Annotated in this window: 12 protein-coding genes and 7 pseudogenes; 4 read left to right on the top strand and 15 right to left on the bottom strand. The window is 46.4% G+C overall.

The genetic code is table 11. The features are described 5' to 3' along the window. Positions 1–139 precede the first annotated feature (139 nt). The 3 genes and pseudogenes from JCM10519_RS05375 to pth all read right to left on the bottom strand — a co-directional run bounded on the left by JCM10519_RS05375 (position 140) and on the right by pth (position 4581). Complete coding sequence (locus JCM10519_RS05375) at positions 140–325, bottom strand: hypothetical protein (RefSeq protein ID WP_054738453.1); 186 nt, start codon at positions 323–325, stop codon at positions 140–142. 117 nt (positions 326–442) lie between these two features. After that, positions 443–4007, bottom strand: a pseudogene (mfd, locus tag JCM10519_RS05370) (transcription-repair coupling factor). A 9-nt stretch (positions 4008–4016) separates the two neighbouring features. Further along, a pseudogene (pth, locus tag JCM10519_RS05365) lies at positions 4017–4581 on the bottom strand (aminoacyl-tRNA hydrolase). 271 nt (positions 4582–4852) lie between these two features. Between pth and JCM10519_RS26755 the strand changes: the two are divergent. The 4 genes and pseudogenes from JCM10519_RS26755 to JCM10519_RS05355 all read left to right on the top strand — a co-directional run bounded on the left by JCM10519_RS26755 (position 4853) and on the right by JCM10519_RS05355 (position 8072). Continuing rightward, positions 4853–5131 (top strand): hypothetical protein, encoded by a 279-nt coding sequence (locus tag JCM10519_RS26755; protein ID WP_347843241.1) that lies wholly within the window; start codon positions 4853–4855, stop codon positions 5129–5131. A 62-nt stretch (positions 5132–5193) separates the two neighbouring features. Beyond that, complete coding sequence (locus JCM10519_RS26750) at positions 5194–6210, top strand: glycoside hydrolase domain-containing protein (protein WP_347843240.1); 1017 nt, start codon at positions 5194–5196, stop codon at positions 6208–6210. Further along, positions 6147–6506 (top strand): DUF4091 domain-containing protein, encoded by a 360-nt coding sequence (locus JCM10519_RS26745; protein WP_347843470.1) that lies wholly within the window; start codon positions 6147–6149, stop codon positions 6504–6506. The genes JCM10519_RS26750 and JCM10519_RS26745 overlap by 64 nt, the downstream gene beginning before the upstream one ends. 157 nt (positions 6507–6663) lie before the next feature. Beyond that, positions 6664–8072 (top strand): annotated as a pseudogene (locus tag JCM10519_RS05355) (NAD(P)/FAD-dependent oxidoreductase). A gap of 83 nt (positions 8073–8155) precedes the next feature. Here the strand turns inward: JCM10519_RS05355 and JCM10519_RS26740 are convergent. The 12 genes and pseudogenes from JCM10519_RS26740 to JCM10519_RS05315 all read right to left on the bottom strand — a co-directional run. After that, positions 8156–8575, bottom strand: a complete 420-nt coding sequence (locus JCM10519_RS26740; protein WP_347843239.1) for an HAD hydrolase family protein — start codon at positions 8573–8575, stop codon at positions 8156–8158. After that, entirely contained in the window at positions 8532–8954 is a 423-nt protein-coding gene (locus JCM10519_RS26735) for an HAD family hydrolase (protein WP_347843238.1), read from the bottom strand. The genes JCM10519_RS26740 and JCM10519_RS26735 overlap by 44 nt, the downstream gene beginning before the upstream one ends. Next, positions 8951–9536 (bottom strand): annotated as a pseudogene (locus tag JCM10519_RS05345) (xanthine phosphoribosyltransferase). Before JCM10519_RS05345 ends, JCM10519_RS26735 begins: the two are co-directional and overlap by 4 nt. Before the next feature lie 28 nt (positions 9537–9564). Beyond that, the gene (locus JCM10519_RS26730) at positions 9565–10221 is read right to left on the bottom strand and encodes a hypothetical protein (RefSeq protein ID WP_347843237.1); all 657 of its coding nucleotides are present in this window, start codon (positions 10219–10221) and stop codon (positions 9565–9567) included. Next, entirely contained in the window at positions 10202–10660 is a 459-nt protein-coding gene (locus JCM10519_RS26725; protein WP_347843236.1) for a trigger factor, read from the bottom strand. The genes JCM10519_RS26730 and JCM10519_RS26725 overlap by 20 nt, the downstream gene beginning before the upstream one ends. A 127-nt stretch (positions 10661–10787) precedes the next feature. Next, positions 10788–12182, bottom strand: a pseudogene (locus JCM10519_RS05335) (aminopeptidase). 58 nt (positions 12183–12240) lie between these two features. Next, positions 12241–12692: pseudogene (dtd, locus tag JCM10519_RS05330) on the bottom strand (D-aminoacyl-tRNA deacylase). Positions 12693–12706: 14 nt separating this feature from the next. Continuing rightward, positions 12707–13504 carry a glycerophosphodiester phosphodiesterase gene (locus JCM10519_RS26720; protein ID WP_347843235.1) on the bottom strand — a complete coding sequence of 266 codons (798 nt, stop codon included), beginning with the start codon at positions 13502–13504 and terminating at the stop codon, positions 12707–12709. Next, on the bottom strand, positions 13459–14100 hold the full coding sequence (locus JCM10519_RS26715) for a hypothetical protein (protein ID WP_347843234.1): 642 nt from the start codon (positions 14098–14100) through the stop codon (positions 13459–13461). The genes JCM10519_RS26720 and JCM10519_RS26715 overlap by 46 nt, the downstream gene beginning before the upstream one ends. Further along, the gene (locus JCM10519_RS26710; RefSeq protein ID WP_347843233.1) at positions 14045–14506 is read right to left on the bottom strand and encodes a hypothetical protein; all 462 of its coding nucleotides are present in this window, start codon (positions 14504–14506) and stop codon (positions 14045–14047) included. Before JCM10519_RS26710 ends, JCM10519_RS26715 begins: the two co-directional genes overlap by 56 nt. Positions 14507–14601: 95 nt before the next feature. Next, positions 14602–15283, bottom strand: a pseudogene (locus JCM10519_RS05320) (GTP pyrophosphokinase family protein). A gap of 245 nt (positions 15284–15528) precedes the next feature. Next, positions 15529–15910, bottom strand: a 382-nt coding sequence (locus JCM10519_RS05315; RefSeq protein ID WP_347843232.1) for a S1 RNA-binding domain-containing protein, incomplete at its 5' end; no start/stop codon positions are given.

The raw sequence follows: 15910 nt of genomic DNA, 5'->3' as shown, positions 1-15910 counted from the left end.
AAGCAACAGATTATACTTAAGTCTGCCATTTTTCCCAAAATTTAAAATCAGGGCCGACTTGTTAAAAAAAAGTCGAACCCTGATTTTCTAATTAGACTTAGGTTATTGCTTGAAGAAGTTGGGTTTTTCCTATCCCAGGTTAGAAGTCACCTTGTCTGACGTGGCGAACCACTTCTTTTGAGGATGACAAATATCCCTCATGGGCCATCTTTGCGGCCACGTTATCTGGAACTGGAGTTACAAAATGGTTTTCAAAAGAACCATATTTTTGAATCGTCAATTCATTTGATACTCGCTGTAGAAGATACATACCTAAAACGTCCATAGCTACCACCTTTCTCCGAAACATTAATGGGAACAAAGAAAGCATCTGGGACTAAAGCCCTTCTTCTACTATTATTATATCACAAATATGACAAAAATCAACTGAATGAATGGTATTTTAAAAGTCAATTTTTATGTTTTTTTCGTTCTTTTCTGACAATTCCAACATTTGCTTCAATATCACCTCGGCCTGGCTGATCATGGCATCGGTGGTCTGGTTTTTCTTTCTGTCAAGATACGTAAACCTTGGTTCTTCTCCCATCTGGAACTTTAAATCTCCACGGTACTGGTCGATGATCTTCGGAATTCCTTCCACCTTCAGCCTTGCATTCTTATACATGGTCAGGCGGACCTCCTGGCGGTTAATATTCACCTCGGTCACATAGGCGCTGTGGGCCAGAGCCTTTAAGCCGGCAACCTTAAGCAGGTTATCAACCGGCCCCGGAATATCGCCGAAACGGTCCATCAGTTCATCCTGCATATCCATATATTCTTCTTCATTCTCAATGCTGGAAATCCGCTTGTAAATATCAAGCTTCTGATATTCATTCTTAATATAGGAAGTGGGAATGTATGCATCGATATCACAGTCCACCACTGTTTCATAGGTTTCCTCTTCTTTTCTCTGTCCCTTAAGCTCTAAAACCGCCTGATTTAAAAGCTTGCAGTAAAGGTCATATCCCACCGCTTCCATGTGTCCGTGCTGTTCGGCTCCAAGAACATTTCCTGCCCCCCGGATTTCCAAATCCCGCATGGCAATCTTGATTCCGGAGCCCAGCTCCGTAAATTCGCGGATGGCCTGAAGACGTTTTTCCGCCTCCTCCTTTAACAGCTTATCCCGCTTATACATCAGAAACGCATAGGAGGTCCGGCTGGAACGGCCTACCCGTCCACGCAGCTGGTATAGCTGGGAAAGACCCATGCGGTCCGCATCCTGGATGATCATGGTATTGGCATTGGCAATGTCAAGACCTGTTTCAATGATGGTAGTGCAGACCAGGACATCGATTTCTCCATTGACAAAATCAAACATGATCCGTTCCAGCTCATGCTCATGCATCTGTCCATGGGCAAAGGTTACTGCTGCCTCGGGGACCAGGGAGGCAATGTGGTTTGCCACCTCGTCAATGTTGCTCACCCGGTTGTATACATAATAAACCTGCCCTCCCCGGGAAAGTTCCCGGTGAATGGCCTCCCTCACCATTTCATCGTTATGCTCCATGACATAAGTCTGGATGGGCATACGGTCTACAGGAGGCTCCTCCAGCACGCTCATGTCACGGATCCCCACCAGACTCATATGCAGGGTCCTTGGAATGGGAGTAGCTGTTAAGGTCAGCACATCAACGTTTTCCTTCAGCTGCTTGATTTTTTTCTTTATGAGCCACACCGAAGCGCTGTTCCTCATCAATGATAAGAAGGCCCAGATCCTTAAACTGTACATCCTTTGATAAGACCCTGTGGGTCCCGATCACAATGTCCACCAGTCCCCGCTTTAAATCCTCCAGAGTCTTTTTCATCTGGCCGGCGTCCGGAAACGGGACATTAAATCCACCCGGACAGGAAAATCCTTCATTCTCTGGGCAAAGGTATTATAATGCTGCTGGGCAAGGATGGTGGTCGGCACCAGGTAGACCACCTGCTTTCCGTCCTGTACCGCCTTAAATGCGGCCCTTAAAGCGATTTCCGTTTTTCCGTATCCAACGTCCCCGCAGATCAGGCGGTCCATGATCCTTTTGCTTTCCATATCTGTCTTGGTCGCCTCTATGGCATCCCACTGATCCTCAGTTTCCTCATAAGGAAACATCTCTTCAAATTCCTTCTGCCAGACCGTATCTTCTCCGTACTGGAATCCATGGGTCTGCTGCCTGGCCGCATAGAGCTGCACTAAGTCCCTGGCGATCTCTTTTACCGCGCCCTTAACCCTGGCCTTGGTCCTGTTCCACTGATCCCCTCCCAGCCGGTTCAGTTTGGGCTTTTTCGCTTCAGCACCGGCATATTTCTGGATTCCGTCAAGCCTTGTGGCAGGAAGATACAAGTTCCCGTTGTCAGCATATTCTACCTTTAAATAATCCTTGATGACTCCATCCTGCTCGATTTTCTCGATGCCCCGGTATACTCCAAGGCCATGTTCCTCATGGACCACGTAATCGCCGATGGAAAGATCAGAAAAGTTTTGGATCTTGGTCCCTTCATAGGAGGACTTTTTCCGTTTCCGCTTCTTTTTCTCCACTCCAAACATATCGCCTTCCGTGATGACGATAAATTTTATCATGGAGTATTCAAAGCCCCGGTGGAGATTTCCAAAGGTGACCAGAATCTCTCCCGGCTTTACCTCCCGGCCTTCTCCTCCGTCGTCGGGGCAGTAGGCCCGTAAGTCATATTCCCTCAAATCTCCTGCCAAACGGCTGGCCCTGGTCCTGGAAGCGGATAAAAGGATTACCCGGTATCCTTCCTTTTTCCATCTGGTCAGATCCTTTATTAACAGCTCAAACCCGTTTTGATAGGTATTTACATTCTTTACCTGGAAGCTGTAACGGTTTTTTACCGTAAAACCAGATAGCTTCTGTTCAAGTCCGGTCAAATAAACCGTTGTCTTTGTCTGGACTCTGGAAAGCATCTCTTTTGCAGAAAAGAGAAGGCCGGTCTGTCCCGGAAGGAGGTAGCCGTTTTCTAAACGGTGTATCATGCTCTCCCTGAACTCCATTTCAATGGTCTCCCCTTTTTCCTTAAGTCGTTCCGGCTCATCCAGGAAAAGAACTGAATTTTCCCCATGAAAATACTCCAGAAAAGACACACTCTCCTGGCAGAAGTAATGGATATAACCGTCCAGCCCATGCTGCCGGAAGCCCTCCTTTAGTCCCTCCAAAAATTCGGAGACAATGGAATGGATCCTGGCGGACTCCTGGATTTTGGACTTAGCCCTTAAATCCTTTTCGTATTTTTTTCAATTCCTTTTCAAGGGCTTCGATTCCATCCTGGATCTGCTTCCCTGTCAGTGCCATTTCCGTGGCAGGATAGATCCGTATACCCTCTAACTGCTCAATGGATCTCTGGCTCTGGGTATCAAAGGTTCTGATGGAATCCACTTCATCATCCCACAGCTCGATGCGCACCGGCAGCTCCTCAGTCAAAGGGAACACGTCAATGATCCCGCCCCTGATGGAGAACTGGCCCATGCCGTCCACCTGGGCCATGCGCTCATACCCCAGCTCTGTAAGGCGTTTTTTCCATTTTTCCACGTCAATGGTCTGACCGCCTTCCACGGACAGCACCTGCTCCTTTAGATACTCCAAAGGGAGAAGGTGGTCCATAAGACCGTCAAATGTCGTAACCACCCAGCCGGAGGTTTTTTCCATTAAATGACGAAATACTGTCATACGCTGCTTGGTCAGCAGGTTTCCATGGATGTCCGCGCTGTAAAACAGAAGATCCCTGGCCGGATAGAGCCACACATCAGGATCAAAAAAGCGCAGGTCCTCATAAATCTCCCTGGCCCTGGTGTCATCATAAGTGACCACCAGCCTTAAGCCTTCCTGCTTTGCCGATTCATACATCAGGTGGACCTTTTGGGAATCCATGCAGCCGCTGGCCATGACAGGACCTGCCCGTTTTAACAGATCACCGGAAAGGTCCTCAAAATCCTTTAATTCCCTCAATGGTTTTTCAAATAGATCACTCATGAAATCTCCTTACTTCTTCCTGTTAAAATGGTTCATCGCTGCTTCCGCTCCCTCTGTAACCACCATAATAGCCGCTTCTGCTGCATCCAGGTATGCCTGTCCATGACAGCTTCCTGTTCCCTGGGGAAACGGCCCAGGACATAGTCTGCCAGATCCATTTCCTTTGGTTTTTCACCTACTCCCACCCGGATCCTTAAAAACTCCTGGGTTCCCAGATGGTTTATGATGTTCTTTAAGCCGTTATGGCCTCCTGCACTTCCCTTTGTCCGGATTCTTAACTGGCCTTCTGCTAAGTTGATGTCATCGCAGATGATGATGATGTGATCCGGCTCCACCTTGTAAAAATCAGCCATGGCCCTGATGCTCTCTCCGCTTAGATTCATATAAGTCTGTGGTTTTGACAAAATGACCTTCTCTGATTCGATCCTTCCTGTTCCACAAAATGCCCTGTGCTTTTTTTCCATTACCCTGGCTCCCAGTTTGTCCGCCAGAACGTCCACAGCCTCAAACCCTACATTGTGCCTGGTCTTATCATATTCCTTGAGGGATTTCCTAATCCTGCGATGATATACATGATGCTTCTCCTTACTATTGTCTATATTAATTACGGTTCCGATTCATGACTTTTTAGGGATTCTAAACGCCCGAAAAGCGCTAGATTTCCCAAAACCGGGGGGTCTAACGCTGCTTTTTTTATTTTAACAGTTCGGTCTTCGGATGTAAAGGCATACACAGCCTTTTTTATTTTTAAACAGTTGAAATGCTAAATGCTTCCAGTTATAATAAGGATAATTTTATTTTAGAAGCATGAGGCGTAAGGGGTTAATAACGGGAAGGAGACTATTATGGAACAATGTATGAACAATTACCGCATGATCGTATTAAGCTCACTGGAAAAGGTATTTCCTCATGAGGAGCCTGTATTCTCACCGGAATGCTGCCGTTTCAGCGGCCTTTACGGAGAAACCCTTTCCTTTCAGAGCGCCTGCTGTTTTAAAGGCCTTAGGAAAGAAACCCTGAAGCTACGGGTTTCCTCTGCCTTAAAGGACAGTATCCGGGTCCGCCAGGTAGTAAACGTGCCTCCGCTTACCCTGCCCATGAAAAACGTGACAGCAATTATTTAAATCATGGTCCGGGCCTTTATCCGGATCTTCTCCGGGACTTAGAGGATGACAGCCTGGTTCTGGTGCCAGGGCACTGGCAGAGCCTCTGGATCGATGTCGCCATTCCTGACGCTATTCCGGGAGATATCTACGTGGCCCTTTCTCTGGTGGACAGCCAAGATAAAGAGATGGTTTCAATAACCGCCTCCATCGAAGTGATTCCCATCCAGCTTCCTGCTCAGGAGCTTCTCCATACGGAATGGTTTCACGGGGATTGTCTTGCCGATTATTATAAGGTCCCCGTATTTTCAGAGGAACATTGGAATATCCTGGAGCAATTCATTTCCCTCTATGGGAAAAGGGGAATGAATATGATTCTCACCCCCATTTTCACACCGCCTTTGGACACTGCGGTAGGAGGAGAACGCACGACCATTCAGCTTGTCTCCATAATCCAGGAAAATAACCGTTTCCTCTTCGATTTTTCCCGCCTGGAACGATGGGTGGATATTTGTAAGAATGCGGGAATCCGGTATTTTGAAATGGCTCATCTGTTCACCCAGTGGGGTGCTTACCACGCTCCCAAGATCATGGTCACAAAAGACGGAAAGGAGATCCGGCTCTTTGGCTGGGACACTCCTTCCACCGGAGCATACACCGCTTTCCTGGATCAGTTCCTTCCTGCCTTAAAGAAAGAGCTTAACCGCCTTGGAATCCTTAAGAATACCTTTTTCCATATTTCAGATGAACCGGAAAAAGACCATCTGGAATCCTATGCCCGCGCCAGGGAGTCTGTGATAGCGCATTTAAAGGACTGCAAGCTGTTAGACGCCCTGTCCGACTATTCCTTTTATGAATCAGGAATCGTAGAACGTCCGGCCTGCGCCATCGACCACATAGAACCGTTTTTAGATCACCAGGTTCCTCATTTATGGAGCTACTACTGCACCGCCCAGTGCGTGGATGTGGCCAACCGCTTCATGGCAATGCCTCAGCCAGAAACCGGGTTTACGGCCTTCAGGTATATAAATATGGAATCGAGGGAATCCTTCACTGGGGATTCAATTTCTACAATTCCGATTATTCCCGCCGCCACATAAACCCCTATGAGGTGACAGACTGTGAGGGGAGCTTCCCTTCCGGTGATGCCTTTCTGGTATATCCCGGCCCTCACGGCATTCCGGAGGAATCCATACGCCTTATGGTTCTCTCTGAGGCCACACAGGATCAAAGGGCATTAAAGCTTTTAGAGCATTATATTGGAAAAGAGGCTGTCATTGAGCTTTTGGAAGAGGATTTATCCGAACCCATCACCTTCCGTTCCTACCCAAAATCAAATGCCTATTTTATGGGAATGAGAAATAAGATCAACCGGATGATTAAAAGGTACATATAAAAAGTTCATCCGTAGCATGGATATCTCTTGTAATTTCTGTATCCGCTATGATAGAATAAAGCTGTTGCGCTTATATAAGTTCATAATCAGTTAAGCGTTTCTAATAACTACCATAATAGTTGAATATAAGGGTTAGTAAGAAAAAGGAGTGATGTTCATGAAGGATGTTTCAAATAATTACGACGTCATCATCATCGGTGCAGGTCCCTCAGGTATTTTCTGTGCTTATGAGCTGATCGAGAAAAAGCCGGACCTTAAGATTCTTATGATCGAAAAGGGCCGCCGGATCGAAAACCGGACCTGTCCCAAGCGGACGACAAAAACATGCGTAGGCTGCAAGCCATGTTCCATCACCACAGGTTTTGCGGGAGCCGGAGCATTTTCCGACGGAAAGTTATCCTTATCTCCTGATGTTGGCGGAAACCTCCCTGAAATACTTGGATATGATAAAACAGTGGAGCTGCTAAAGGAATCAGACAACATTTATTTAAAATTCGGGGCAGACACCAATGTTTACGGCATTGACAAGCAAAAGGAGATCCAGGAAATCCGCCGTAAGGCATAGGAGCTAACTTAAAGCTGATCGAATGCCCTATCCGCCATTTGGGAACGGAAGAAGGCTATAAAATCTACACCCGACTCCAGGAGCATTTATTGGAGCAGGGGGTTGAAATGGCATTTAATACGATGGTAAAGGATATCATCATTGAAGATAATAAGGCAAAAGGCGTCATTACCGACAAGGAAGAAATCTGCTATGCACCGGAAATCGTGTCTGCCATCGGCCGTGAAGGCTCTGACTGGTTCAGCCACATCTGCCAAAACCACGGAATTGAAACAAAGGTGGGAACTGTGGATATCGGTGTACGGGTAGAGGTCCGGGACGAGGTCATGGAATTCTTAAATAAGAACCTTTATGAGGCAAAGCTTGTTTATCATACTCCAACCTTTGATGATAAAGTCCGTACCTTCTGTACCAATCCATCCGGCGAGGTTGCCACGGAATACTATGAAAACGGGCTGGCAGTTGTCAACGGCCATGCCTACAAATCCCAGGAATACAAGACAAACAACACCAACTTTGCCATCCTGGTATCCAAAAACTTTACAAAACCCTTTAAGACCCCGATTGAATACGGCAAGCAGATTGCCCAGTTAAGCAACATGCTCTGCGACGGCAAGATCCTGGTGCAGACCTTTGGCGATTTCCAAAGAGGCAGACGTACCACAGAGGAGCGCTTATGCCGAAACAATCTGATCCCGACTTTAAAGGATGCGGTTCCCGGAGATTTATCCCTTGTTTTCCCTCACCGCATTATGGTTGACATAAAAGAAATGCTTCTTGCCCTTGACAAGGTAACTCCTGGTATTGCCAGCGATGAAACCCTGTTATACGGCGTAGAAGTAAAATTCTACTCCAATAAGGTTGTGGTCAACGCTGACTTTGAGACCAGTGTAGACGGCCTGCGGGCCATCGGTGACGGAGCTTCCGTAACAAGAGGGCTTCAGCAGGCATCTGCCAACGGAATAAGCGTTGCAAGAAGCATTCTGGCAGGCATGAACTAAGACGATAAAAACAGATGGAAGCATCAGCTGATGCTCCCATCTGTTTTTTCCATTCATGCAAATGCCTGTTAAGCTCCGGGAAATCATACCAGCCCCAGCTTTTTCATCGCATAAGCCACTCCATCGTCTTCGACATTTTTGGTATAAAAGGTTGCATAAGGCTCCAGCTCCACGCTGTGATGCCCCATAAGTATACAGTTCTTCGCATATTCGAACATAGACAAGTCATTGGTACTGTCACCAAACACATAGGCGTCCTCCAGGGCGATCCCATAGTGCTTTAAAACCAGTTCAATGGCCGTTGCCTTGGAATATTGGGAGGGAATGCATTCATAGAATCCGCTGCCCCGGTCAATGATCTCAAAATCCAGTCCCAAGGCCCGGGAAAAGCCCTTTAAATCACTTTTTTCATCTGCAAAAACGCAGAACTTATCAAAGTCGTAGCAGTCATCCTCCCAGCTATAGGGCGATAAGTTGCCTTCCCGTTCTATGGTTTCCTTCATTCTCTCCACCTGGGGAAGTCGGGAAATCCCTTTTTTTGAAGTAACAGCTTTCCGTTCCCTCTAAGACTCCATCCAGATCATATTCCTGTATGATGCCCTTGATCTCAAGCCCCCGCTCATGGGGGATCGCTGCAGAGAAAAGAACCTGATCTCCCGCAACAATACGGGTCCCGCATCCGCAGCAGTAGCCATCTACCTGGACCAGCTTTTTGATGGAACCGATCAGGCAATAGGTCCGTCCGGAATTGATGAATACCAGATGGCCATTCTTTCGTGCCTGGTCAAGTGCCTCTTTTGCGCTCCCCGGAACATTCCGGTTCACCTCAGAAAGAAGGGTGCCGTCTATGTCGAAAAACAGGGCCTTTCTTCCATCACTCATCGGTCACCCCGAAAGCATATGGTTCCTGTTGTTTCATTCATGCTTTCCACAATAGCCAGGGACTCAACCCGGATTCCTTCCGCTCTTAATCGATCTCCTCCTGGCTGGAAACCCTTTTCAATCACGATTCCCGCACCGACCAGCTTTGCACCGGAATCCTTTACAATCGCTGCCAGACCTTCCAGGGCTTTTCCGTTAGCCAAAAAAATCATCAATCAGCAGTACCTTGTCACCGGCTCCCAGGAATTCCTTGGCAACCATGATGTCATAGGTCCTTCCATGGGTAAAGGACTCCACCTGAGTGGTATATACGTCACCTGCTATATTCTTTGTCTTGGATTTCTTTGCAAATACTACCGGTACATCAAAATACTGGGCCACGATACAGGCTATGCCAATGCCGGAAGCTCAATGGTTAAGATTTTATTGACCTCATAATCGGCAAAGCGTCTCTTAAATTCCTTTCCAATTTCCACGAACAGCTTGATATCCATCTGGTGATTTAAAAAAACTGTCTACTTTCAGCACGTCACCTGACTTAATCTTCCCATCCTTGCGTATTCTGTCCTTTAAAAGCTGCATAAAGGTTCCCCCTATCGTAAATTATTCATTATTTGATAACTGCATTCTCTGTCAGGAAATCCATTACCTTATTGTTCATAATATAATCATCTACGTCGAACTGTCCAGCGGTCTCGATCATCTTCTCAGCGCTTTCATAGCCCATCTGTTCTGCAACTTCCTTACGGTCTTCATCTGTAATTGTAATTCCTTCTTTTTCCGCAATGGCGTTCACTACCAGCCTCTGTTCTACGGTGGCCTCTGCCTGGGTCTTTAAGATGCCCTTAAACTCATCTTCTCCCATTCCGGTAAATGCTCCTACAAAGGTTTTAAAGTCCATGCCGTAAGATGCTGCCTGGTTTGTATATCTGGCAACCATGTTATTGAAATTGGCATCAACTGCTTCCTGCTTTGGCTCCACCTTAGAACCATTTAAGATGGCAGTGTAAATATCACTTTTCAGCTTCTGCTCTGCCTGATCATTCTTATCCTTTAAAAGAGTCTGCTTCTTGTCTTCCTTGTATTCATCTACTGTCTTAAAGGACGTAGTTTCCTGGACAAAAGCATCATTTAATTCCGGAACCTGCTTTTCCTTAACGGAATTGACGGTTACATCAAATACCACAGCCGCTCCAGCCAGATCCGCATTCTGATAGCTTTCAGGGAAAGTGAGGTTTAAGGACACCTTATCCCCTTTTTTTCGCACCTACAAGACCGTCTTCAAAGCCTTCAATAAACTGGCCGGAACCGATTGCCAGGTCATATCCCTGAGCAGTACCACCGTCAAATGCAACGCCATCCTTGGTTCCCACATAGTCAATATTAACCACATCGTCCTTCTGAACGGCCCGGTCAACCTCTACATCCTTTGCACTTACGGATAAATCGTTTTGTACCGCCTGGTTCACTTCATCATCAGTTACTTCTACCGTATCCTTGGTCACTTCAATCCCCTTGTAATCTCCCAGGGTGACAGTACCGTTATCCATACCCGTTAAATCTTCAACAGCCACAGTTTCCTCTGCTGAGCTTTCTGTTGCTTCCGTCTCTGTCTCTGCAGGCTTTGCTGCAGGCTTTTTAGAGCAGCCGGTAATAAGAGCAGCGGCAACCAGACCACACATACAAACTTTAAAAATCTTTTTCATAATACAATCCTTTTTCTTTCTATTTTTAATATATTGATAAAAAAATTGCTTCCAGTCAGTTATACCATATCGGGCAAGGTAAAAAAAGCTTTTTCCCGAAATTAACAAAAATTTCAAACTTCCGTTATTATTTGTAAAATACCCGGAAAGCCTTGTATGTATTGTATACATCAAGCTTGGAAGAAAGCTCAAAGGGGGAATGCATGGAAAGAATGGGCACTCCTAAGTCTACCACGTCCACATTCATATGAGCCACATATTTGGCAATGGTGCCGCCGCCGCCCTGGTCCACTGCGCCAAGCTCCCCGATCTGCCAGTAAATGCCCTCCTGGTCCATCATTGCTATGATCTTTGCCATCAGCTCCGCACTGGCATCGTTGGAACCTGATTTTCCACGTACACCGGTATACTTGGTCAGGACACAGCCTTTGTTTAAAAAGCAGGAATTGCGATCCTCAAATACCTGTGCAAAGGTGGATCATAGGCCGCATTGACATCAGAGGATAAGCAGATGGAGTTTCTAAGCACCTTTCTTACATCCACCTGGGCCATGTCAGCCAGATCCTGAATATAGTGAAGCACAAAATCGGAATCTAAGCCGGTATTTCCCTCGGAACCGACTTCCTCTTTATCTGCAAGAATGGTGACTGTAGTATATTCAGGCATGTTGGCATCGATCTCAGCCATCAGAGCCGTATAGGCGCATACCCTGTCATCCTGTCCGTAAGCACCGATAAGGCTGTTATCCAGTCCTACGTCACAGGCCTTCTGGACCGGCACCAGCTCGATCTCAGCGCGGAAGAAGTCCGCTTCTGTAATTCCGTAACGGTCGTTAAGCAGCTTCAGGGCCAGAAGCTTCACAGGCTCCTTAAGCTCCGCCTCGTCAATAAAAGGAATTGAGCTGATGATCACATTCAGTTCCTCGCCCTTTAGTCCATCCCTTAATTTTCTTTCATTTTGCTCTGCTGCAAGATGAGGAAGCAGATCTGTAACGCAGAAAACGGGATCCCCTTCTTTTTCTCCGATGTTTAGTTCCACAACTTCACCGTTTTTCTTTATGATTACCCCGTGGATGGCTAAAGGAACAGTTCCCCACTGGTATTTACGGATTCCGCCGTAATAATGGGTTTTAAAATAGGCCAGGTCATTTTTTTTCAAAAACAGGGTTTGGCTTTAAATCAAGCCTTGGAGAATCTATATGAGCGCCGTTGATGCGAAGCCCCTGTTCCATTCCGGCTTTGCCGAAGGTGGTTGCAATGATGGCCTTTCCCCGGTTTACATAATATACCTTGTCGCCTGCCTTATAACTCCTGCCGGTCTCAAAGGGACGGTATCCCTGCATCTCAAGCATTGCCACAGCCTCTCTGACACATTCCCTTTCGGTTTTTCCATTATCCAGAAACCTCTTATAGCCCTCGCAGAACATCTGCGCTTCTTCACGCTGATGAGGTGCTTCCTTTGCGATATGCGGGAATTTGAATGTCAGTTCCTCCTGTAATTGTTGTCCTTTTGTTTTCTCCATTTTATGATTCCTCCATAATTTTTCTTAAGGCTTTTGCCCAAAGTGATCCTGTAACTGATTAACAGATTTCATTGCTGTCAAGGACCAGAGTAAACGGTCCGTCATTTAAAAGCTCTACCTTCATGTCGGCTCCAAAGCTTCCATGCTCTACCCGGTTTCCGTAGGTCTTTAACCGCTCAACAACGTATTCATAGAGGCTGTTTGCAAGCTGCGGTCCTCCTGCCTTTGCAAAGCTGGGGCGGTTGCCCTTTTTGCAGTCTGCATAAAGGGTAAACTGGCTTACTACCAGGATCTCCCCTCCAACATCCTTTAGGGAAAGGTTGGTTTTTCCACTTTCATCAGGAAAAATCCTTAACTTATATATTTTATCAACCATTTTTTTTCGGCAATGGCTTCCGTATCTGTATCGGATACTCCCAAAAGAAGCAGAAAGCCATTCCCAATGGCGCCGATCTGCTGCTCATCAACAGTAACCTTTGCATGGGCAACCCGCTGCAAAACAATCTTCATATCCATTCTCCTGTCTATTTTAATACCAGTCTTAAGTATTCCATAAGGCTCTCAGTGGCCGCTTTCCGGTACACGATCTCTCTGGCAAGCACCGGGTAATCCGTTATAATATTGTCTACTCCCAGCATCTTCATCCGCTCCATTTCACTTTTGTTGTTCACCGTCCAGGCATGAACCGCCTTTCCTTTTTTATGGGCGGCTTCCACCAGCCTTTCGCTTACAAAGCTGGAACGGAGGCTGATAAAGTCGATGGCATCGCTGGAATAATAATCCCCATAGGCAGCTGAAATTATATATCCGGTACGGATCTCAGGATCCAGCTCCTTGATCCTGGTTAAATAGGGCAGGCGGACAGAGGTCACCACGCACTGTTCCTTCATCTGGTATTTCTCAATCAGTTCAAAGACCTTATCCGGCAGCTCACTGCCCCTTCCCAAGTCCTTGATCTCAATGTTTATGTTGATCCGTCCTTTGCATAATTTCATGGTTTCTTCTAACGAGGGGATCCGTTCGCCTTCGAAATCGTCGGAAAACCACTTTCCTACATCTAAATGCTGCAATTCCTCAAAGGTATAGGAGCTGATGGTCCGGTTTATCCCTGACACTCTTTTTAAGCTGATGTCATGTCCCAGCACCACTACTCCATCCTTTGTCTCCTGGACATCGATTTCCACATAGTCCGCCAGGTCGTCAATGGCCTTTGACATGGCTGCCATGGTATTTTCAGGTGCTTCCCTGGAGCTGCCCCGGTGGGCGGTGATCTGAATCATGCTGAGCATATCGGTGGTAATTGCAGAACCGTTCCGCACCACCCAAAAAGGGAAAACAGGCTGAATGCCGCTGCCGCTGCCATGAAAAGAACTGCCAGCTTCCCGTCCCCATACCTGCTGCCTGTATAATCGCTGCTTTTGCTTCTTTTTGCAAAGTTGTTGGTAAAACTGAAATACTGGACGCTCAATGCTCCCCAGTTTCCCACGGTAAAGAAGATGCTGGTCAAAAAGATCAGGACCAGCTCAATCCGGTCGCATGCCGCCGGAAGGACGGCAAGGGCCAGACTGTTGTCAGTGAACAGGGTCACTCCCACAGCGGCGATCAGCACACAGAATGCATAGACCAGCCAAAGTCCCACCACAGTCAATGCGTAATAGATGGTCAAAAGGACTACAACCTTTAATATCCGGCGTCTTAAAAGCCATAAGCTTCTAAAATACCCATCCCGGAAATTCTTCTGTTCCACCATACAGGTGTGAAAGGTATAGATTCCCGGAATGACGGCAGCCAATAGAAAAATCAGCAGAAGGGCCAAGGACACCTTTCCTACAGGCTTATTTAAAATCTCGGATATAACAAAATTAAGAGGCTTTACATGGGTCAGCATCTGGTATATGAGATACAGGTTTACAAGCACGTAATCCGCCAGAATGAGAAGACCCAGCCGCCAGTTTTTTTCTGCGGATCTCATGGCCCAGCTTAAAAAAGCCGCCTTCCAGGATCTCCCACAGCTTCAGTTTCCGGGAATAAAAAGCCCCCTCATACAGCGTAAGAAGACAGCCGGTCTCCAGTGTAAGAATCAGGATTCCAACGAACAACAGGGCAACCATTATAAGAAGCGTCCAGGGCTTAGCCAGGAAATAGCCAATGTTTCCGGCAGTCAGATAACTGTATCCTGCCATGCGCAGCGCAAATAAAAGTCCTTTGTTTAAGAGAAGCAGGTACAGGGTCATGGTGACCAGCCGAAACAGCAATTCAAAAACAAACGCATTCTTTTGATTGAACTTTATGATCTTCCAGGTGTCTTTTGTCAATATGCTCATACTATAACCTTCTTTTTGCGGAGAGAACTAAGAAAAACCCGCATTGCCCGTGCAAAAAGCAGCCTCAGCGAGCGGAATCGTCAAGGCTGCATCTTTTAAGTCAAATCGTCCTCTTCCATCGTGTCCTCTTCTGCTGTCTCCCGCTGCTGTGCCTCGCTCAGTTCCAGAATCGACTGGTTTAAGGAAAACATCTTCCCATCCAGCATATTCACCACATCCGCGCAGGCCTTCAGCTCCTGCTGTAAGTACGCCGGTGCATTGCCTTCAAATTTATAATATATCTTATGCTCCAGGCTTGCCCAGAAATCCATGGCAATCGTCCTGATCTGAATCTCAACCTTAGTGTCCACCGGCCATCCGTTAAATAGATGGGAATGGTTACCACCATATGATAGCTTTTATAACCATTAGGCTTTGGATACTTAATATAATCCTTCACATTAAGGACCGTAACATCGCTTTGCTTTGTTATCATCTCTGCAATCTGGTAAATATCTGATGTAAAAGAACAGATGATCCGTATCCCTGCAATATCATTTAATTTTTCCACCATGTTATCAATGGTCACGTCATAGCCGTACCGCTTCAGCTTCTTTACAATGCTGTCCGGGGTCTTAAGCCTTGACTTGATGTGTTCAATGGGATTGTAATTGTAGATATGCACAAACTCATTATTAAGTATCTCAATTTTGTACTGATTTCCTTTAATGCCGAATCGTACAAAAACATCACAGATTTCCACTGATCGACCTGATTGAATGATTTGGGAATATTCATTCCACATTCCCCCTCTCTCTCGCCCCCGCATTTCCAACTAAGAATAACACGCCAAGCCGGTTTTTCTTAGTTGACGCGGCATTCGCCCAATGAATATGCTGCATATTCGTCCGGCTCATTGCTCGCGCAAGTCAGTGAGAAAGGGGCAGCCCCATCGCCCGGCAGCCCCTGCTCCTCAAGAATAGTATACCATAAAAACCTGATATTTTATATTCTTTTTCCGACTTTCTAAAATTTCAATCCCTTTAAGAGCGCTGAAAGCCCTGTAAATGCAGAACCTTCCTCTTTGTAATCAAAGACCTCTTCGTTGGCTTCCTCCTCCTGGATGGCTTCATGCTTAAGCTTATCTTATTATCCGCTATGGATATGATCTTCACCTTAACCGTCTGTCCCTCCTTTAACACGACACCAGGATGCTTGATCCTCTGGCTGCTGATCTGTGAAATGTGAAGAAGGCCGGAAAGCCCGTTTTCCAGGTTAATAAATGCGCCGTAATTCTTTAAGCTGTCCACCGTTCCTTCCATGATGGACCCTACTTCGCACTTTGCGATTTTTTTGTTTGTTTCTTCCTTCTGCTTCATAAGGGCAGGCTCTTTGCCTGAAAGCACCAGCTTCTTATTTTCCTCG

The organism is Clostridium sp. NkU-1 (genome assembly GCA_001312405.1).
This window is presented reverse-complemented; position numbering and strand designations above follow the sequence as displayed.

Excerpts from the sequence above, each read along its gene's own strand:
- JCM10519_RS05375 (WP_054738453.1), bottom strand. The coding sequence starts at position 325 with ATGGACGTTTTAGGTATGTATCTTCTACAGCGAGTATCAAATGAATTG.
- JCM10519_RS26755 (WP_347843241.1), top strand. The coding sequence starts at position 4,853 with ATGGAACAATGTATGAACAATTACCGCATGATCGTATTAAGCTCACTG.
- JCM10519_RS26740 (WP_347843239.1), bottom strand. The coding sequence starts at position 8,575 with ATGAAGGAAACCATAGAACGGGAAGGCAACTTATCGCCCTATAGCTGG.
- JCM10519_RS26735 (WP_347843238.1), bottom strand. The coding sequence starts at position 8,954 with ATGAGTGATGGAAGAAAGGCCCTGTTTTTCGACATAGACGGCACCCTT.
- JCM10519_RS26725 (WP_347843236.1), bottom strand. The coding sequence starts at position 10,660 with ATGAAAAAGATTTTTAAAGTTTGTATGTGTGGTCTGGTTGCCGCTGCT.
- JCM10519_RS26710 (WP_347843233.1), bottom strand. The coding sequence starts at position 14,506 with ATGAGCATATTGACAAAAGACACCTGGAAGATCATAAAGTTCAATCAA.